The sequence below is a fragment of the Frigoribacterium sp. Leaf164 genome (assembly GCF_001423665.1).
GTDB classification, from domain to species: Bacteria; Actinomycetota; Actinomycetes; order Actinomycetales; family Microbacteriaceae; genus Frigoribacterium; species Frigoribacterium endophyticum.
The window spans coordinates 961,523-977,602 of sequence record NZ_LMOX01000001.1 but is presented as its reverse complement, the minus strand read 5'-3'; the positions used below and the strand labels follow the sequence as shown (position 1 = coordinate 977,602).

The 16,080-nt window shown below is 76.5% G+C and carries 16 protein-coding genes; 5 read left to right on the top strand and 11 right to left on the bottom strand.

Features of this window, described 5'->3' with window-relative positions; all coding sequences use genetic code 11:
- Nucleotides 1–89 precede the first annotated feature (89 nt).
- The 4 genes from ASF82_RS04375 to ASF82_RS04360 all read left to right on the top strand — a co-directional run bounded on the left by ASF82_RS04375 (nt 90) and on the right by ASF82_RS04360 (nt 4,305).
- Nucleotides 90–1,190, top strand: coding sequence for a hypothetical protein (locus ASF82_RS04375; protein WP_056053838.1), 1,101 nt, complete (start codon nt 90–92; stop codon nt 1,188–1,190).
- A 154-nt stretch (nt 1,191–1,344) separates the two neighbouring features.
- Nucleotides 1,345–3,189, top strand: coding sequence for a hypothetical protein (locus ASF82_RS15890; protein ID WP_056053834.1), 1,845 nt, complete (start codon nt 1,345–1,347; stop codon nt 3,187–3,189).
- 175 nt (nt 3,190–3,364) lie between these two features.
- Nucleotides 3,365–3,703 (top strand): multidrug efflux SMR transporter, encoded by a 339-nt coding sequence (locus tag ASF82_RS04365; RefSeq protein WP_056053831.1) that lies wholly within the window; start codon nt 3,365–3,367, stop codon nt 3,701–3,703.
- Nucleotides 3,700–4,305, top strand: a complete 606-nt coding sequence (locus ASF82_RS04360; protein ID WP_056053828.1) for a TetR/AcrR family transcriptional regulator — start codon at nt 3,700–3,702, stop codon at nt 4,303–4,305. Before ASF82_RS04365 ends, ASF82_RS04360 begins: the two co-directional genes overlap by 4 nt.
- 174 nt (nt 4,306–4,479) lie before the next feature.
- Here ASF82_RS04360 and ASF82_RS04355 read toward each other — a convergent pair whose 3' ends face one another.
- From ASF82_RS04355 to ASF82_RS04335, 5 genes are all read right to left on the bottom strand, one after another.
- Nucleotides 4,480–5,076: a GNAT family N-acetyltransferase gene (locus ASF82_RS04355; RefSeq protein WP_056053824.1), complete on the bottom strand. Its 597-nt coding sequence runs from the start codon at nt 5,074–5,076 to the stop codon at nt 4,480–4,482.
- A 46-nt stretch (nt 5,077–5,122) separates the two neighbouring features.
- A complete protein-coding gene (locus tag ASF82_RS04350; protein ID WP_056053822.1) occupies nt 5,123–5,821 on the bottom strand; it encodes a uracil-DNA glycosylase in 699 nt (232 codons plus the stop codon).
- Nucleotides 5,818–6,561 (bottom strand): Type 1 glutamine amidotransferase-like domain-containing protein, encoded by a 744-nt coding sequence (locus tag ASF82_RS04345; RefSeq protein WP_082514310.1) that lies wholly within the window; start codon nt 6,559–6,561, stop codon nt 5,818–5,820. The genes ASF82_RS04350 and ASF82_RS04345 overlap by 4 nt, the downstream gene beginning before the upstream one ends.
- A complete protein-coding gene (locus tag ASF82_RS04340) occupies nt 6,558–7,166 on the bottom strand; it encodes a phosphoribosyltransferase (RefSeq protein ID WP_082514309.1) in 609 nt (202 codons plus the stop codon). Before ASF82_RS04340 ends, ASF82_RS04345 begins: the two co-directional genes overlap by 4 nt.
- Nucleotides 7,167–7,235: 69 nt before the next feature.
- Nucleotides 7,236–7,988 (bottom strand): YqjF family protein, encoded by a 753-nt coding sequence (locus ASF82_RS04335; protein ID WP_056053819.1) that lies wholly within the window; start codon nt 7,986–7,988, stop codon nt 7,236–7,238.
- Nucleotides 7,989–8,132: 144 nt separating this feature from the next.
- On the opposite strand from ASF82_RS04335, the gene ASF82_RS04330 reads away from it, so the two are divergent.
- On the top strand, nt 8,133–8,780 hold the full coding sequence (locus ASF82_RS04330) for a hypothetical protein (RefSeq protein WP_056053817.1): 648 nt from the start codon (nt 8,133–8,135) through the stop codon (nt 8,778–8,780).
- Here the strand turns inward: ASF82_RS04330 and ASF82_RS04325 are convergent.
- The 6 genes from ASF82_RS04325 to ASF82_RS04300 form a co-directional block, all read right to left on the bottom strand.
- Entirely contained in the window at nt 8,777–9,700 is a 924-nt protein-coding gene (locus ASF82_RS04325) for a PhzF family phenazine biosynthesis protein (RefSeq protein ID WP_056053814.1), read from the bottom strand. The two genes, ASF82_RS04330 and ASF82_RS04325, sit on opposite strands and share 4 nt — an antisense overlap.
- Before the next feature lie 71 nt (nt 9,701–9,771).
- Nucleotides 9,772–11,079, bottom strand: a complete 1,308-nt coding sequence (locus ASF82_RS04320) for a hypothetical protein (RefSeq protein WP_056053810.1) — start codon at nt 11,077–11,079, stop codon at nt 9,772–9,774.
- Entirely contained in the window at nt 11,076–12,488 is a 1,413-nt protein-coding gene (locus ASF82_RS04315; protein ID WP_200931965.1) for a glycosyltransferase, read from the bottom strand. Before ASF82_RS04315 ends, ASF82_RS04320 begins: the two co-directional genes overlap by 4 nt.
- Nucleotides 12,485–13,498: a glycosyltransferase family 2 protein gene (locus tag ASF82_RS15485; RefSeq protein ID WP_156369911.1), complete on the bottom strand. Its 1,014-nt coding sequence runs from the start codon at nt 13,496–13,498 to the stop codon at nt 12,485–12,487. Before ASF82_RS15485 ends, ASF82_RS04315 begins: the two co-directional genes overlap by 4 nt.
- A complete protein-coding gene (locus ASF82_RS15480; protein WP_200931964.1) occupies nt 13,495–14,349 on the bottom strand; it encodes a glycosyltransferase family 2 protein in 855 nt (284 codons plus the stop codon). Before ASF82_RS15480 ends, ASF82_RS15485 begins: the two co-directional genes overlap by 4 nt.
- A gap of 909 nt (nt 14,350–15,258) precedes the next feature.
- Nucleotides 15,259–16,035 carry an SDR family oxidoreductase gene (locus ASF82_RS04300; protein ID WP_185232187.1) on the bottom strand — a complete coding sequence of 259 codons (777 nt, stop codon included), beginning with the start codon at nt 16,033–16,035 and terminating at the stop codon, nt 15,259–15,261.
- Nucleotides 16,036–16,080: the final 45 nt, after the last annotated feature.

The following is a 16,080-nucleotide window of genomic DNA, read 5'->3' as shown; positions in this document are numbered from 1 at the left end:
GCGTAGACATGTCGGCACGCGGGATCAACCACCCCGTGGCCGGCCCTCACCAGCCGGCGACTCGACGAAGCGACCGAAGGCGGTGCGCCGTGGATCAGACGGCCGAGACGACGACGCGGCGACCCGCCGCGCTCTCGCTCGTGCGCCTCCTGGTCCTCTCCGGCCTCCTCGCGGTGGCCTTCGTCGTCCTCGCGCTCGCCCTCGCACCGCGGTCGGCCTCCGCCGAGACCGCGCCGTCGCCCTCGCTGCTCGGCGGGACGACGCAGGCCCTCGGGGGCGTGACGGGCTCGCTCGACGCCCCCGTCGCGGCGGTGGCGCAGACGGCCGGAGGCGCGGTGTCGTCGGCGACGCAGGTCGCCACCCAGGTCACCGCGGTCGCGCCGCCCGTGCAGCGCGTCGTGCAGGCCGTCGCCCCCGTGGCGCCCCAGGTCGTGCAGCAGGTCGCGGCCGCCGCCCCCGTCAGCAGCGTCGTCGCCCCCGTGGCGCAGACCGTCGACCGCGTCGTCGCGGCCGTCCCGGTCGCGCAGGCCGTCACGGGCCCCGCGCCTGTGGCGACCGTCGTGGCCCCCGTCGCCGCCGTCGCCGACGCCGCCGTCGGCACGGTCGCCGACGCCGCGGCCGCCCCGGCTCCCGCCGACGTGCTCGCGCCGCTCGTGCCCGCCCTGCCGACCGTCCCCGCCCTGCCCGTCACGCCGGGCGCGGGCGTCGGGGTCGACGCGGGCCCGACGGCGACCGCCGGGGTCGGCGACGAGCTCGTCAACGACTCCTCCGCCACGGTGTCCCCGGCCGCCGGCCTCGCCGCGGGCGACCCGGCCGCGACGGCGTCCCTGTCGCCCGAGGCCGCCGACGTCGTCGCGGTCGACGCGGGCACCGCGCTCCGGGCCGCGATCGTGGCGGCGCAGGCGGGCGGCCGCACCTCCGCCGGGGACCCGACCCGCGCCTCCGACCTGCCCCTCGCCCCCGCTCCCGCGCCGCTCCCCGGCCCGTCCGACGACGGCCAGCCCGCCCTGCCCTCCGGCTCGGGCCAGGGCTCGCAGGGCGCCGGCGCGGGCGCCGCGGGCGGGGCCGTCGTGGCCGACGCGACCCGCGCCTCCCAGCTCCCCGCCCTGACGATCACGGCGGGCTCCTCCGACGGCGACGACGACCTCCCGTCGTCGCCCGTGCACGACACCGACAGCTCCCCCGACTGAGGTCGGTCGCGTCGCTCGTGGGCTCCCGCCCACGCCGCGGCCGCTCCTGCTGAGCAGGATGCGGACCCGCCGCCGCAGGCACCGCCTGCCGAGCGACACACGCGACCCTCGCCGCCCCGCGCGGCGCCCACACCTCACTCGTACGGAGAAGACCATGAACAAGCACGTCTCGAGAGGGCTCCTCGGAGCGCTCTTCGTCGGGGGCCTGTGCGCCCTCGGAACCACCGCTGCCCAGGCGGACACCCTCACCGGCGGAGACGACGGGCTGCTCTCGGGCACCCAGGTCGCCGCGGTGGTCGAGGCCCCGGTCTCGGCCCTCGGCACCGCCGTCAGCGTGGTCGGCGACGCGACGTCGTCGGCCCCGGCGGCCGCGCCTGCTGCTGCGGCTCCCGCTCCGGCCGCTGCTCCGGCTCCGGCTCCGGCCGCTCCCGCGGCCGCGCCGGTCACGACGACCAGCGGCGACGCCGGGCTGCTGTCGGGCACGCAGGGCATCGTCTCGGTCGACGTGCCGGTCACCGTGACCGACACGGCAGTCAGCGTGGTCGGCGACGCGACGAGCGCGGCGGCACCGCCCGCCGCCCCGACGGTTCCGGCGGCACCTGCCCCGGCACCCTCTCCCGCACCCGCCCCGACCAGCGGAGACGACTCGATCGGCGGCGGCAGCCAGGCGCTCGTCGACCTCGACCTGCCGGTCACCGTGGGCGGCACCGCCGTCTCGGTGCTCGGCGACAGCAGCAGCCCCGGCGGCACGACCACGGCGCCCGCCGCGGGCCCGACGGGGTCGGCGTCGCCGGCCCCCGGGACCAGCGGTGACGACGGCGTCCTCGGCGGCACCCAGGCGCTGGTCGACCTCGACGTGCCCGTGACCGTGGGCGGCACCGCCGTCTCGGTGCTGGGCGACAGCTCGAGCACCGGTGCCGGCACGGGCAGCGGCACGACGCCCGCGACGGGCACCGCGCCCACCGCCGGCGCAGGCTCGGGCAGCACGACGAGCGGGGACGAGAGCGTCCTCGGCGGCACCCAGGTGATCCCGGTCGTCGGACTGCCGGTGACCGTCGGCGGCACCGCGGTCTCCGTCATCGGCGACAGCAGCAGCACCGGCACCGGCACCACCACGGGCACCACGCCCATCACCGGCACGGGCACCACCCCCGCGACCGGCGGTGACGACGGCGTCCTCGGCGGCACCCAGGTGATCCCGGTCGTGGGTCTGCCCGTCACCGTCGGCGGCACCGCGGTCTCCGCCATCGGCGACAGCAACAGCACCGACACCACCACGGGCACCACGCCCACCTTCGGCACCGGCACCACCCCCACCACCGGCGCCGCCACCAGCGGTGACGACGGTGTCCTCGGCGGCACCCAGGTCGTGCCCGTGATCGGCGTGCCGATCACCGTCGGCGGCGCCGCGGTCTCCGTCATCGGCGACAGCAGCAGCACCGACACCACCACGGGCACCACGCCCACCACGGGCACCGGCACCGGCCCGGTCACCAGTGGTGACGACGGCGTCCTCGGCGGTACCCAGGTCGTGCCCGTGATCGGCCTGCCGATCACCGTCGGCGGCGCCGCGGTCTCCGTCATCGGCGACAGCGACACGGACGGGGGCACGCCCGTCGTCCCCACCACCCCGGTGACGCCGACCACCCCGGTCGACCCCACCACGCCCGCCGACCCCACCACGCCGACGGACCCGACCACCCCGGTCGACCCCGGCACGCCGGTGCTGCCCACCACCCCGGCCACGACCGACGAGCCCGTCGGCCCGGCCGTCGTGACCACCGCCACCGCCGGTGTCACGGCAGCGGCGACCACCTCGGCGACGGGTCGTGAGGCCCTCGCCGCGACCGGCGCCTCCACCACCACGGCCGCCGCCGCGACGTCCGCCCTCGCCTACACCGGCGTCGACGGAGCCGCGACGCTCGCCGGAGCCCTGCTGGCCCTCCTGGCCGGCCTCGCCCTGCTGGTCGTCGCGCGTCGCCGGGAGGCCCGTCGCTGACCGGCACCCGCCGACGGCGGAGCACCGTCGCCCTCCGGGGCGGCGGTGCTCCGCCGCGCCCGTGGGGCGACAGCCGAGCCAGCGACGACTCTTTCTGGTACATTCGTCTCACTCGTGCTCCCTCGCCTGACGCACACGGCTCGGCGGGATCGTCGCACGGCTCGGAGTCACCACCATGGGCTACCTCTTCCTCTCCCTGGCCATCGTCGGCGAGGTCGTCGCCACCAGCTTCCTCAAGGTCACCAGCGGGCCCGACGCGCGCTGGTGGCAGTACGCCGTCGTCGTCGTGGGCTACGTCTTCGCCTTCGCGATGCTCTCGCAGTCGCTCGGACGGGGCGTGCCGCTCGGCATCGCCTACGCCGTCTGGGCCGGCATCGGCGTCGTGCTCGTCGCGCTGATCAGCTGGCTGGTCTTCCACGAGCCGCTGACGCTCCTGCAGCTCGGCGGCATCGTGCTCGTGATCGGCGGCGTCACCATGCTGGAGCTCGGCGGCCGGCACGAGGCCGCCGCGTGACCCGGACCGGCGAGCAGCGGGGCGGCACGGCCGACGAGCCGACCCGCGACTCCCCCGGGGTCGGCCCTCGCGGAGACGCCTCCCTGACGCCGAAGGGCGAGGCGAGGAGGCGCGCCCTGCTCGCCGGGGTCCTGACCGTCCTCGAGGCCGGCGGCCCGTCCGCCGTCACCCACCGGGCGGTCGCCACGGCGGCTGGCGTCCCGCTCGCCGCCGCGACCTACTACTTCTCGTCGCGGGACGACATGCTGCGGAGCGCCCTCCGGCACGCGACCGCGACCTGGACCCGCTCCCTCGACGAGCTCGAGCAGCCCACGCTGGGCGACCTCGCCGAGACGCTGGTGCGCTACGCCGTCGTCGACCGGGCCGCCGCGGTCGCCCAGTACGAGATGCTGCTGCAGGCCGTGCGCGACCCGGGCCTGCACGACGACGCCGAGGCCTGGTACTCGTCGCTCGAGCACGTGCTGGCACGGGTCGGCGTGCCGGCCGAGCGGCTGGCGGTCGTCTCGCTCGCCGTCGACGGCCTCATCGTGCGCATGCTCTGGCGCGGCGAGCCGGGCGACGCCGCCGCCACCGAGCAGCTGCTGCGCCGCGTCGTCGCCTGAGGTGCCGGGCGCCCGGCACCCGCCGCACGTCTCGCTCCGCAATGCGAGAGACTTCCGTCCTCGAGCGACCAGGACGCCCCGCGTCTGCGGCCGCCCCGCGCCGATCACTCTCAAATTTGAGAGCACGAGCACGAGCACGAGCAAGAGCAAGCCCCGAGCCGAGCAGCCCCAGCCCTACTTCCCGCGGCGCCGCTTCTTCAGCGACTTCTGCATCGTCACGGTGCCGAGCCAGCGGCCGAACTTGAAGCCGACGCGGCCCATGCGGCCGACCTCGGTGAAGCCGAGCGACTCGTGCAGCCGGATCGACGCCTCGGCGTTCTTGTCGGCGATCACGGCGACCATCTCGCGGATGCCGGCCTCGCGGCACGCCTCGACCAGCGCCTCCAGCAGGGCGCGCCCGAGGCCCTTCCCCGTCGACGCGGCGCGGAGGTAGATCGAGCTCTCGACCGTGTACCGGTACGCGGCCTTGCCGCCCCAGGGCATCGCGGTCGCGTAGCCGAGCGCCTCGCCCGCGGGGTTCACCGCGACGAGGAACGGCATGCCGAGCTTCGCGGCCACCCCCGCCTTGCGACGCCAGTCGGCGAGGGTCATCGGCTCTTCGTCGAAGGTGACCGTCGAGTTCTGCACGTAGTGGTTGTAGATCTCGCGCACGTACGGCAGGTCGGCCGCGACGGCGGGGCGGATCTCGAAGCTGAACGCCGGCTCGGGCAGCGGGGCGGGCCGCAGCTCACGCGGCAGCCGCCGCCGGGTCTGGTATTCCTCTTCGAGCACCCGTCCACTCTGGCACGTCGCGGTCGCCCGCCGACAGGGCAGGCCGTCAGGAGGCGGCGGCCGGCTCCGCGGGCAGGGTCCAGTCGATCGGCTGCCCGCCCTGCTGCACGAGCAGCTCGTTCGTGCGGCTGAACGGCCTCGACCCGAAGAACCCCCGCGACGCGGACAGCGGGCTGGGGTGCGGCGACTGCACCGTGGGCACCTCGCCGAGCATCGGGACGAGTCCGGCCGCGTCGCGCCCCCAGAGGATCGCGACGAGCGGGCCGCCGCGGGCCGCGAGCACCTCGATGGCGCGCTGCGTGACCGGCTCCCAGCCCTTGCCGCGGTGCGACGCCGCCTCGCCGGGCCGGACGGTCAGCACCCGGTTGAGCAGCATGACGCCGTTCTCCGACCAGGAGGTCAGGTCGCCGTGCGCGGGCACGGGCACCCCGAGGTCGTCGTGCAGCTCGCGGTAGATGTTGGCGAGGCTGCGGGGCACGGGCCGCACGTGCGGGTCGACCGCGAACGACAGGCCGATCGGGTGGCCGGGGGTCGGGTACGGGTCCTGACCGACGACGAGCACGCGGACCTCGTCGAGCGGGTAGGTGAACGCCCGGAGCACGAGCGCGCCGTCGGGCAGGTAGCCGCGCCCGGCCCGCACCTCGGCACGGAGGTACTCGCCCATGTCGGCGACCTCGTCGGCGACCGGGTCGAGCGCCTCCGCCCAGCTCGGGTGCACGAGGTCGCGGAGGGGGTGAGCCGTCACTCGACGCCCAGGGTGCCGACCGAGACGCCGACGATCTCGCCGTCGTCGTCGGTCTGCGGCTCGACGCGCCAGACGTTGCCCGTGCCGAGCACGGCGAGCGCGCCCTCGCCGACCACGAGGGCCGTGTGCTCGTCGATGGCGACGCCGCCCCGCACGAGGCCGGCCTCCGTCGCCGCGACGAGGCGCGTGAGGGTGCCCCACTGGGCGGCGTGCACGTCGATGGCGAGGTCGACGAGCCCGAGCCCCTCGCCCAGGGTCACCTCGCCGAGGCCCTCCGCGGCGTCCTCGGGGCAGACGGCGACGTCGCCGATCAGCCAGCCGCCGAGCAGGGCCCGGTCGGCGGCGATCATCGCGCCGGCCGAGAAGCCGAGGTAGGGCAGGCCGTCGGCGACGAGCAGCCGCACCTGGTCGATCAGCGGCGTGACCGACTCGAGGTAGGCCGGTGTGAGGCCGCCCGCGACGACGAGGCCGTCGACGTCGCTGAGCACCCGGGTGTCGAAGGCCGCGCCGGCCTGGACGACCGTGACGACGGCCTCGCAGCGCCCGCCGTGCGCGATGAGGGCCGGCCAGCCGGTGACGAACTCGTCGCCGGGCGATCCGTCGGCCACGACGACCAGCACGGCGACGCGGGGCACGGCGCGGCCCAGGGCGGCGCCGCGCACGGCGGCCTCGGCGACGAAGGGCTCGTAGATGTCGGGGGCGTCGGGCGACCAGCCGCCGCCGACCAGGTGGATGCTCATGCCTCGCGGCTCACCGTCGCGTCGCGGGTGACCGGGGGCAGGGCGCTCCACGGGAAGGTGATCCACTGCGCCGTGCGCTTCCAGACGAAGTCCGGCTCGAGGATGGTCTGCGGCTTGCTGTAGAGGCAGACGGTGCGGACCTCGTCGGCGACCTCGGCGAGCAGGTCGCGCACGAGCGCGAGGGTGCGGCCGGAGTCGGAGACGTCGTCGACGACGAGCACGCGCTTGCCGGCGAGCGACGGGGCGTCGAGGGTCGGGGGCAGCAGCACGGGCTCCGGCAGGCGGGCGTCGACGCCCGTGTAGAACTCGACGTTGATCGACCCGCACATCTTCGTGTCGAGGGCGTACGCGATCGATCCGGCCAGCACGAGGCCGCCGCGCGCGACCGCGACGATAACGTCGGGCGTGAAGTCGGCCGCGACGACGTCGCGGGCCAGGTGGCGGGCGGCGTCGCCGAACTCCAGCCAGCCGAGCACCTCACGGCCGGGGGCCTCCGTCGACGACGCGACGGGCGCCTCCGGCACGGCCTCGCCGACCCCGGCTCCCGGCGCCCCTCCCGCGGGGGGTGCGGCGAGGTCGGTCGGGTCGTCGGGTGAGGAAACCATGCCAGCAACCGTAGTGGGCCGCGCACCCGCGCGCGACGCCCGTCGGGCACCCTCGGCGTCGGAGCACGGTCAGGGCGCCTCCCACCGGCCTCCGGGAGGCGCGAAGACGGTGTCGACGCCGTCCGACCAGAGCAGGGAGTCGGGCGCGCGGTCGGTGACCCCGGGCAGCCCGGAGTCGGCGACGAGCTCGTCGGCGAGGTCCATCAGCTCGGCCCGTCGGAGCGGCCAGGCCCCGTGCGTGTTCGGCCAGTACCTCGTCGTGCCGCCGCGGGCGACGTGCATGCCCCAGCGCGCGGTGAGGAACTCCGCCAGCGGGTCGCCGACGACCTCCTCGTCGGTGGGGCGGACGGCGAGCCGCGTCGACGGCCGGGGCCCGGGGCCGTGGCGGCGGGAGGCGTACTCGACCGTGCCGCCGACCCGGCGCCGGCTCATCGAGGCCCAGCGGTAGGGCAGGCCGAGCGCCGCGTTCGCGGTGACGACGGGCAGCAGCTTCGCGGCCTCGAGGGTGCGGAAGACCACCCCGCGGCGACCGAGGTCGTCGACCGAGTAGAGCCGCACGTTCGTCTCGAGGAAGGTGCCGAGCCACGGCACCGGCGGCAGCGGGCCGAAGGCGCTGCGCGAGAGCTCGAACGGGATGAGGCCGACCCACGTCGAGCCGTCGTGGACGTCGGGGCGGGTGCCCGGGGGCAGCAGCGGCGCCACGCGCTCGGGCTCGACGCGCCAATGGGCGAAGGCGAGGCCGCCCCAGTGCTGGCTGATCACCGGCGCCCGCAGCAGGTCGGGCGCCACGGTGCTGACGGGGGCGGGCTCGCGAGCGGTCATGGCGCCACGATACGGACGACGCCTGGGCGGCCCCGTGGGTAGGGTCGACGGACCGGGAGCGCGGAGGGCGCCGACCACCGCCCGACCGCCGGTCGGACCATCGCCCGACCGCCCGTCCGCCGACCACCCGAGGAGGCCCGCCCCGTGACGACCGGACCGAGCGCGCGCCGAGCCGACCCGAGCCCGCTCGAGCGAGCCGTCGATGAGGGCTTCCTCATCATCCGCGCCTCGCTCGTGGTCGCGACCGCCAACCAGGTCATCCGCCGCGCCCTGCAGGAGCGCCTCCCCTTCGACGAGGAGGTCGCCACCGGCTTCGTCCGCGCCGAGATCGACCGCCTGACCGAGGAGCAGCTCGAGGGCGCCCGCCGCCTCCGACGGGTCCGCCGCCGCACCCACCGCTCGTACGGCCAGTCACAGCACCAGTTCGACTACCGCGTCGACGACGTCGACGCCCTCCGCCTCCGCGAGGCGACCCACAAGGCGCTCGTGAAGGAGCTCGGCCGGGCGGGCCGCGACGACGCGTTCGTCGCGGCCGTGGTGGACGCCGCGCGGGCCCGTGCGTGGGACGACGTCGGCAGCACCGTCGTCGACCGGATCGGCTGGGCGGCCGCGCCGGCCCCGGGCTACGACGAGGGCCGGGACGAGCGGCTCCGCGACCTGCTCGACATCGACCTCGCCGGCCTGGCCGAGCGCCACGACGAGCGCGGCGGCCCCGCGGGAGGCGGCCCCGCCGACCCGACCGAGACCGGCCAGGCGACCGAGACCGGCGCGCCGACGGAGACCGGCGCCTAGCTCGCCGGCCCCGCCCCCGCGGCCCCGTCGTCGATCCGCACGCCGCGGCCCGACACAACGACGCCGCCCGTGGCCGGCACGAGCACGTCGAGCACCCCGGGCCGCCCCACGTGGGCGCCCTGGTGCACGCGGACCCTGGCCGGAGGCACGACCCTGCCGGAGGCGCGGAGCCAGCCCCCGAGGGCGGCCGCGGCCGACCCCGTGGCCGGGTCCTCGACGAGCGTGCCCACCGGGAAGGGGTTGCGGGCCTCCAGCACGAGGGTGCCGTCGTCGTCGACCCCGAGCTCGTGGACGACGGTGACCGTGCCGGCCCAGCCCTGCTCGTCCATCAGCAGCCGGAGCGCACCCGCGTCGACCACGAAGCCGTCGAACGCCGCGCGGTCGACGACGGGCAGCACGGGGTGGAGGTTGCCGGCCCAGGCCGCCAGCACGGGCCGGGAGGCGTCGAGCTCCGTCGCCCGGAGTCCGAGCACCGCGAGCAGCCGCGCGAGCACGTCCGGCTCCAGCGGCTCGACGCGCGGCTCGGGCGAGGTGAACGACGCCCGCGCTCCCCCGTCGGGCTCGACCGTCGTCTCGAGGGGCACCGGGCCCACGGCGGTCTCGACGACGACCCGGCCCGGCCCGTCGCGCTCGGCGAGCGCGATCGCCGTCGCGACGGTCGCGTGGCCGCAGAAGGGCACCTCCGCCACGGGCGAGAAGTAGCGCACCCGGTGGCGACGCCCGTCGCCGTCGAGGTCGGGCCCGACGACGAACGCCGTCTCGGCGTCGCCGACGGCGAGCGCCGTCGCCTGCATCTCCGCATCGGTGAGGCCGCGCGCGTCGAGCACGACCCCGGCGGGGTTGCCGCCCGCGGGGTCGGCGGAGAAGGCGGCCCAGCGGGCGACGGCGCGGTCGGAGGTCGAGGTCGGTGCGGGGGTCACCCGCCCATGGTGCCGGGGAGGCGCGGTGCGCGTCGAGCGCCACCCGCGCCTCCCCGGCCTGGTCGCCCCCGTCAGGAGCCCGGCGCGCCGTCGATCAGCGAGAGCGGGTCGGCGACGAACCGCGCCAGGGCCCGGTCGACGACCCCGCGGTCGAACACGTTGTCGTTGTAGGCGACCGCCACCTGGAGGGCGCCGTCGATGACGGCGATCTGCACGGAGAGGTTCTCGGCCGGCACGGGGTGCACGGTGTAGCCGAGCTCCGCCGCACGGCCGTCGCGGACCCAGGGCAGGCCCTGCATCGTCCGGGCGACGCCGAGGTTGCTGACGACGAGGTGGCCGCGCGCGTGGGCCGGCGCCGTGGCGGGCACCCTGCGGTCGCCCGGGCGGACGGCCTCCTTGACGGCACCGGCGACGAGGGCCGCGAGGGGCCGGCCCGACGTGACGGTCTCGTGGATGCTCTCGTCGACGGCGAGGAGGTCGTCCACCCCGGTGACGGGCACGCCCGTCACGAAGTTGCCGGTGGTGTCGACGCCGGCCGGCAGGTACTGGCGGACGTCCCAGACGAGCTCGCTCTCGGCCGCCAGCCGCACGCCCTCGCGGACGAACGCGGCCCGCAGCGCGACGATCACCGCGCTGGAGAAGGCCACGGGGTGCGGCTGGGCGCGGAGCCAGCGCCGCAGCTCGGTGAAGGTCCGTCGGTCGCCCCGACCCCAGGCCACGGCGGTGGAGGGAGCCCACGCGACCTGCTCGCGCTCCTGCACGACCCCGGTCGGCACCGTGGGCACCTGCACGCGCCGGGCGCGCAGCAGCGCCGGCACCCGGGCCGGGTGGCGCAGGTACGTGGCGGCGACGGCGCGCCACAGCGGGTGGCGGACGCCCTCAGCGCTGAGCCAGGCCGGCATCTCGCCGCCGGCGGCGAGGTCGAGGAGGGCGGCGGGCAGCCGCGAGGTGAAGCGTGCGTCGACGACCTGGTGGTCGTAGATCATCAGCAGCCGCTCGCCCGAGACGATCACCTGCAGAGGCAGGGCGTCGTCGATCATGCCGACGAGGTGCTCGAGCACCTCGTCGGGCGCGAGGTCGTCGCCGAGCGGCGGGATCTCGCTCACCATCCGCTCGCAGAGCTCACGCTGGGTCTCGGGGGTCCAGGCCCAGTCGCGGCGGTCGGCCGCCACGAGCCCGAGGCGCGCACCGGGCCCGAGGGAGACGACGCGGTGCAGGGCGGCGACGAGGGCCGCCCGCGGGGGCAGCACGAGCGGTCCCATCACGCCGAGCACGTGCGCGCCCGCGGCGAGGCGGTCGACGGCGGAGATGGGCAGGGTGCGGCGACCGCCCTCGGCGGGGGTCGCGGCGCGGAGCGCGGGCACGGTCATGGCGGTCACGAAGCTGCCCCCGCGACGGTCGGCAGCGGCGCGTGCGTCGGCACCGGCGTCGGGGCCGCGACCGGTGTCGCGGCCGCCCCGGGCGTCGGCGTCGCGGCGGCCACGGGGGCCCGCACCGGGCGCATCGTCGACGCGCCGTCCCAGCGCTGCCGCAGGTAGAGCAGCGGCCCGCGGGCGACCCCGGCGAGCTCGACGCGGGCGGTGCGACGGAGCTCACGCTCCAGCTCGGCGTCGGCCGGGGCCGTGCTCACACGGGAGGTCGTGGCGGAGGCGGTGCCCGCCCTCCCCTTGGCGAGGAGGGCCGCGACCGCGTGCGGCGCGCGGCGGAGCGCGGCACGCCGCGTGCGCCCGTCGAGCGCCACGCCGGCGAGCCAGGCGCCCAGGCCGGTGCCGTAGCCCGCCGCCTGGACGCGGAGCGCGGCCAGGTCGGCGCGGTGCCGGTGCCAGACGAGGGCCGAGGGCTGCACGGCGAGGGCGTGCCCGGCGAAGAGCACGCGCGTGAAGACGTCGAGGTCCTCTCCCCCGGCGGTGCGGGTGCCGACGCCGAACGCCGTGTCGAAGCCGCCGAGCGCGAGCGCGACGTCGCGGCGGAGGGCGAAGTCGGCCCCGGTGCCGAACGCACCGACCGAGAAGGGGAAGGTCGGCAGGTCGGCGGGCTGCTCGTCGAGGCGGAAGACGCGCGACGAGACGTTCCGCGACCACGAGACGCGGTCGTCGAAGGAGCGCTGCACGGGGGTGCGGAGCTCCCCGCTCGCCACGAGGCCCGTCACGCAGGCCACGTCGTCGGCCCGGGCGAAGCCGTCGCAGAGGCCGAGCAGCCACCCGGCGTCGACCACGACGTCGTCGTCGGTGAAGGCGACGACCTCGCCGGTCGCGGCGCGGAGGCCGGCGTTGCGGGCGCCGGAGAGGCCGGCCACCGGCTCGACCACGTACCGCACGCGCGGGTCGTCGAACTCGTCGGCCACGAGGTCGCGGGTCGCGGAGGTCGAGGGGGCGTTGTCGACCACGACGACGTCGAAGGCCGGGTGGTCGAGGGCGAGCACCGACGTGAGGCAGCCGCGCAGCTGCTCGGCGCGGTCACGCGTGCAGACGACCACCGTCACGGTCGGGAGCCCGCCGGCGGGCAGGGCCGCGGGGCGGGGCGTCGCCGCGAGGTCGGCGGCCTCCGAGCGAACGAGGTCGATCGAGACGTGGTCGTGGACGACCGGCACCTCGACGACGCCGAGCACCTCGCGCCCGTCGCGCACCAGCAGGCGCGCGGCGGGGTGGCCCTCCGCGTCGACGAGCCGCAGGTCGTCGACGTCGGGCCGCGCGAGGTCGGCCACGTCGACCGCGCCCACCCACAGGGCGCCCGACCAGGTCGGCACCGCGGTGCTCGCCATGGGGCGCGTGAGCGAGAGGGCGGTCACGAGGCGACCTCGGCGACGGCGGGCCCGCCCGGGGAGGCGGCGGTCGCCTCCTCGAGGAGCGCGCGGCCGACCGCGGGGTCGTGGGGCGCGAGACGGGCGCGGCGGAGCGTGCCGGCGGCGTAGCCGAGGACGGTGGCGACGACCACCGTGAGCAGCACGCCCGCGCGGCCCGCGCCTCCTCGACCCGTCCGCCCGAGCTCGCGGACGAGAGCGGCGGGCACGACGCGGCGCAGGTAGTCGGACTCGCTCGAGAGGGCGTCGCCGGCGCCGACCTGACGGCTGAGGGCGGCCTTGGACAGCCCCTCGCTCCAGCCGCGACGACGGGCGTAGGCCCAGGTCACGCGCGGCGGCGTCACGTGGTGGCTGACGTCGGCGCGCGGCTCGAGCACGATGCGGGCCGAGGGGTCGGCCTGCCGGATGCGGATGCAGAGCTCCGTCTCCTCGCAGCCGAGGGGCACGGTGCCGACCCGACCGGTGTCGAGGTTGAATCCGCCGACGGCGACGACGGAGGCGCGGCGGAAGGCCATGGAGCAGCCGATCACGTTGCGCACGTCGGCGGTCGTCGTCGGCAGGCCGCGGTGGCTGCAGCCGACGACCCAGAGGGCCTCCGGCGGGTAGAAGGCGCGGGCGTCGTCGGGCCACCGCGGGGTCGCGTGGCCGCCGACGCCGACGACGTCGGGCTCCGAGAACGGCGCGAGGAGGTGCTCGAGCCAGCGGGGGTCGGCCGCGGCGTCGTCGTCGAGGAAGGCGACGACCTCGCCGCGGGCCGCGGCGACGCCCGTGTTGCGGGCGCCGGACAGCCCCTGGCGGAAGCGGTTCGGCACGACGACGACGTCGCTCCAGCGATCACGGCTGCGCGCGAGCAGGGCGTCGCTGTGGTCGATCACCAGGACGACCTCCGTCGTCTCCGGCAGACGGCGCACCGACTCGACGCTGGCGAGCAGGTCGTCCCAGCGCTCCTCGGTGTAGGCGCAGACGACGACGGAGACGGTGACCGGGGCGCCGGTCACGCGACGTCCCGGCGCGCTCCGGTCCGGACGGAGCCGGTGCCCGTCGACACGAGCTCGGGGGCCGGGGCCGCCGCGGCGCGCATCGAGGCACGACGGGCCGACGCGGAGGGGCGACGACGACGCTCCTCCAGGATGACCCGGAGCACGCGGAACCCGTCGGTGACGGCGTTGAGGTTGCTCGAGCCGTGGATGCGGAGCTTCTCGATGCTCGGCACCTCGACGATGTCGTAGCCCAGGGCGGCGGTGCGGCAGTTGAGGATCGTCTCGATCTCGAAGCCGTCGCCGTTGTGCATCTGGCCGTCGGCGCGGGGCGCGAGACCGCTGGGCAGCAGCTCGAGGCTCGGGACGATGCGGGCCCAGAACGCGTTGTAGCCGTAGCAGAGGTCGGTGTAGCGGGTGCCGAGCAGGAGGTTCGTGAGGGCGTTGAGGCCCCAGTTGCCGAGCGCGCGGAAGCGCGTGATGTCCTCGCTGCCGCCCCCCTGCACGAAGCGGCTGCCCTTGGCCACGTCGGCGCCGGCGACGAGCGCCTCGACGAAGCGGGGGATCTCGGCGGGGTCGGCCGAGCCGTCGGCGTCGAACATCACGATGACGTCGCCGGTGGCGGCCTCGAAGCCACAGGCCAGGGCGTTGCCCTTGCCCTTGCGGGTCTGGTGGACGACCTTGATGTCGGGCATGACGCGCACGGCCGTCGCGACGGTGTCGTCGACCGAGTGGCCGTCGACGAGGATCACCTCGTGCACGCTGGGCAGCATCGGGAGCACGATCTCGAGGTTGCGGGCCTCGTTCCGGGCGGGGACGACGATGGAGATGCGGGGCTGAGCGATCGAGGGCAGGGGTGAGACCGGGTTCACGAGGGGGGTCCTTGCGTGGGTGAGCGAACCGGCAGGTGGGGTGGCCTGCGGTGGAGAGCCGGCGACTCGGGGTTTTCGGGTCCGTCGAGCCGGGCTGGGCGGGCCGATCGAGTTTCGGGTTCGATCGGCGCCGCTGTCGGGTGAGCACCAACATACGCGCCTGGCGACGACGCGCAAGCACCCCCACCCGGTCGTGTCGAGGGGTGATCCGTCGCCGTCGGGGCGTCGCGGCCGACACCTCGGCGGCCGTCCCCCGATACCGGTCGGTACCCGATGGCGGACACCGCGTGTCCCCCGAACTGTCCCCCCACCAGCCGACTCCCAGGTGCGACGTCGCAGCCCCGGGGGCCTCCTCAGCGGTCCACGAATAGGATCGCGAGACACCAGACGGGCGCCCCGAGCGTCCGCCCGAGCCCCCCGGAGAGACCACCGTGACCGCTGATCGCCCCGAGCCTGCGGCCCTCTGCGTGTGCGGGCACGCCCTGGAGGCCCACGAGCACTACCGCGCCGGGACGGACTGTTCGCTCTGCCCGGCCGGCGCCTGCCGCCGCTGGCGACCCGCCCGGCGCTGACGGAGGGTCGCCCCCGTCCCCCGTTCTGATCCGAGGGCTTCTCATCTCATCACGCCCGTGAGTCCGCATCTAGGGGGACACGGTCGGCCCTGACGCCCCTCGGACGGGGGTCGCAGCGGCGCCGAAGGGGGCCGCTGGTCCCGCGGACGGGGGCCACCGTGCCCCCCGTTCTGGGGGATGCTCGAGACTGACGGCGGCGGGTCGGCTCACCCGCTCCTCGCCCGACTCACCCCCCGCACGAGGGTCCCGGGCGCCCGGCGGACCGATCGAGGGGCCGTCAGCGCGACCGTCCGAGCGACCGCTCCCGGTCGGCGAGGCGGTCGGCGAGGACGAGCCGTCAGGGGCGACGGACGGCCAGGGCGCCTCGGGCGACGCGGTGCGGCGCGGCCTGCGCCACCGGCTTGACGGTGACGAGGTCGAGGTTGACGTGGCTCGGCAGCTCCATGGCGTGCACGATCGACTCGGCGACGTCGTCGGCCGTGAGCGGCCCCGGCACGTCGGCGTAGACGGCGTCGGCCCGCGCCTGGTCGCCGCCGAAGCGCACGAGCGAGAACTCCTCCGTCTGCACCATGCCCGGCGCGATCTCCACGACGCGGATGGGCTCCCCCGCCAGCTCGAGCCGCAGCACGGCCACGAGAGCGTGCTCGGCGAACTTCGACGCGTTGTAGCCGCCGCCGCCCTCGTACGCGACGTGGCCCGCGATCGAGGTGACGGTCACGACGTCGGCGACCCCCGCCTCCTCGGCGCCGTCGCGCAGCGCGGGCAGCAACGCCGCCGTGACGCGCTTGGTGCCGAGCACGTTGACGTCGAACATGCGCTGCCAGTCGTCGACCGAGCCCGCCTCGACGCTGTCGAGGCCGAACGCCCCGCCGGCGTTGTTCACGAGGGCGTGCAGCGGCCCGGTCGCCTCGACGTGGGCGCGGAGCGCCGCGACGTCGTCGTCGCTGGTGACGTCGGCGCGGAACCAGGTCGCGCCCGTCTCGTCGGCGAGCGCGCGGAGGCGGTCCTCCCGACGGGCGACCGCCAGCACGTCCCAGCCCCGGCCGCGCAGCAGGCGCACCGTGGCCTCCCCGATGCCCGAGCTCGCCCCGGTCACCACCACTCGTCCCGCCATGTGCGTCTCCTTCTCTGCCGTGCCCGCCGCCCACGGTCGCGGGAC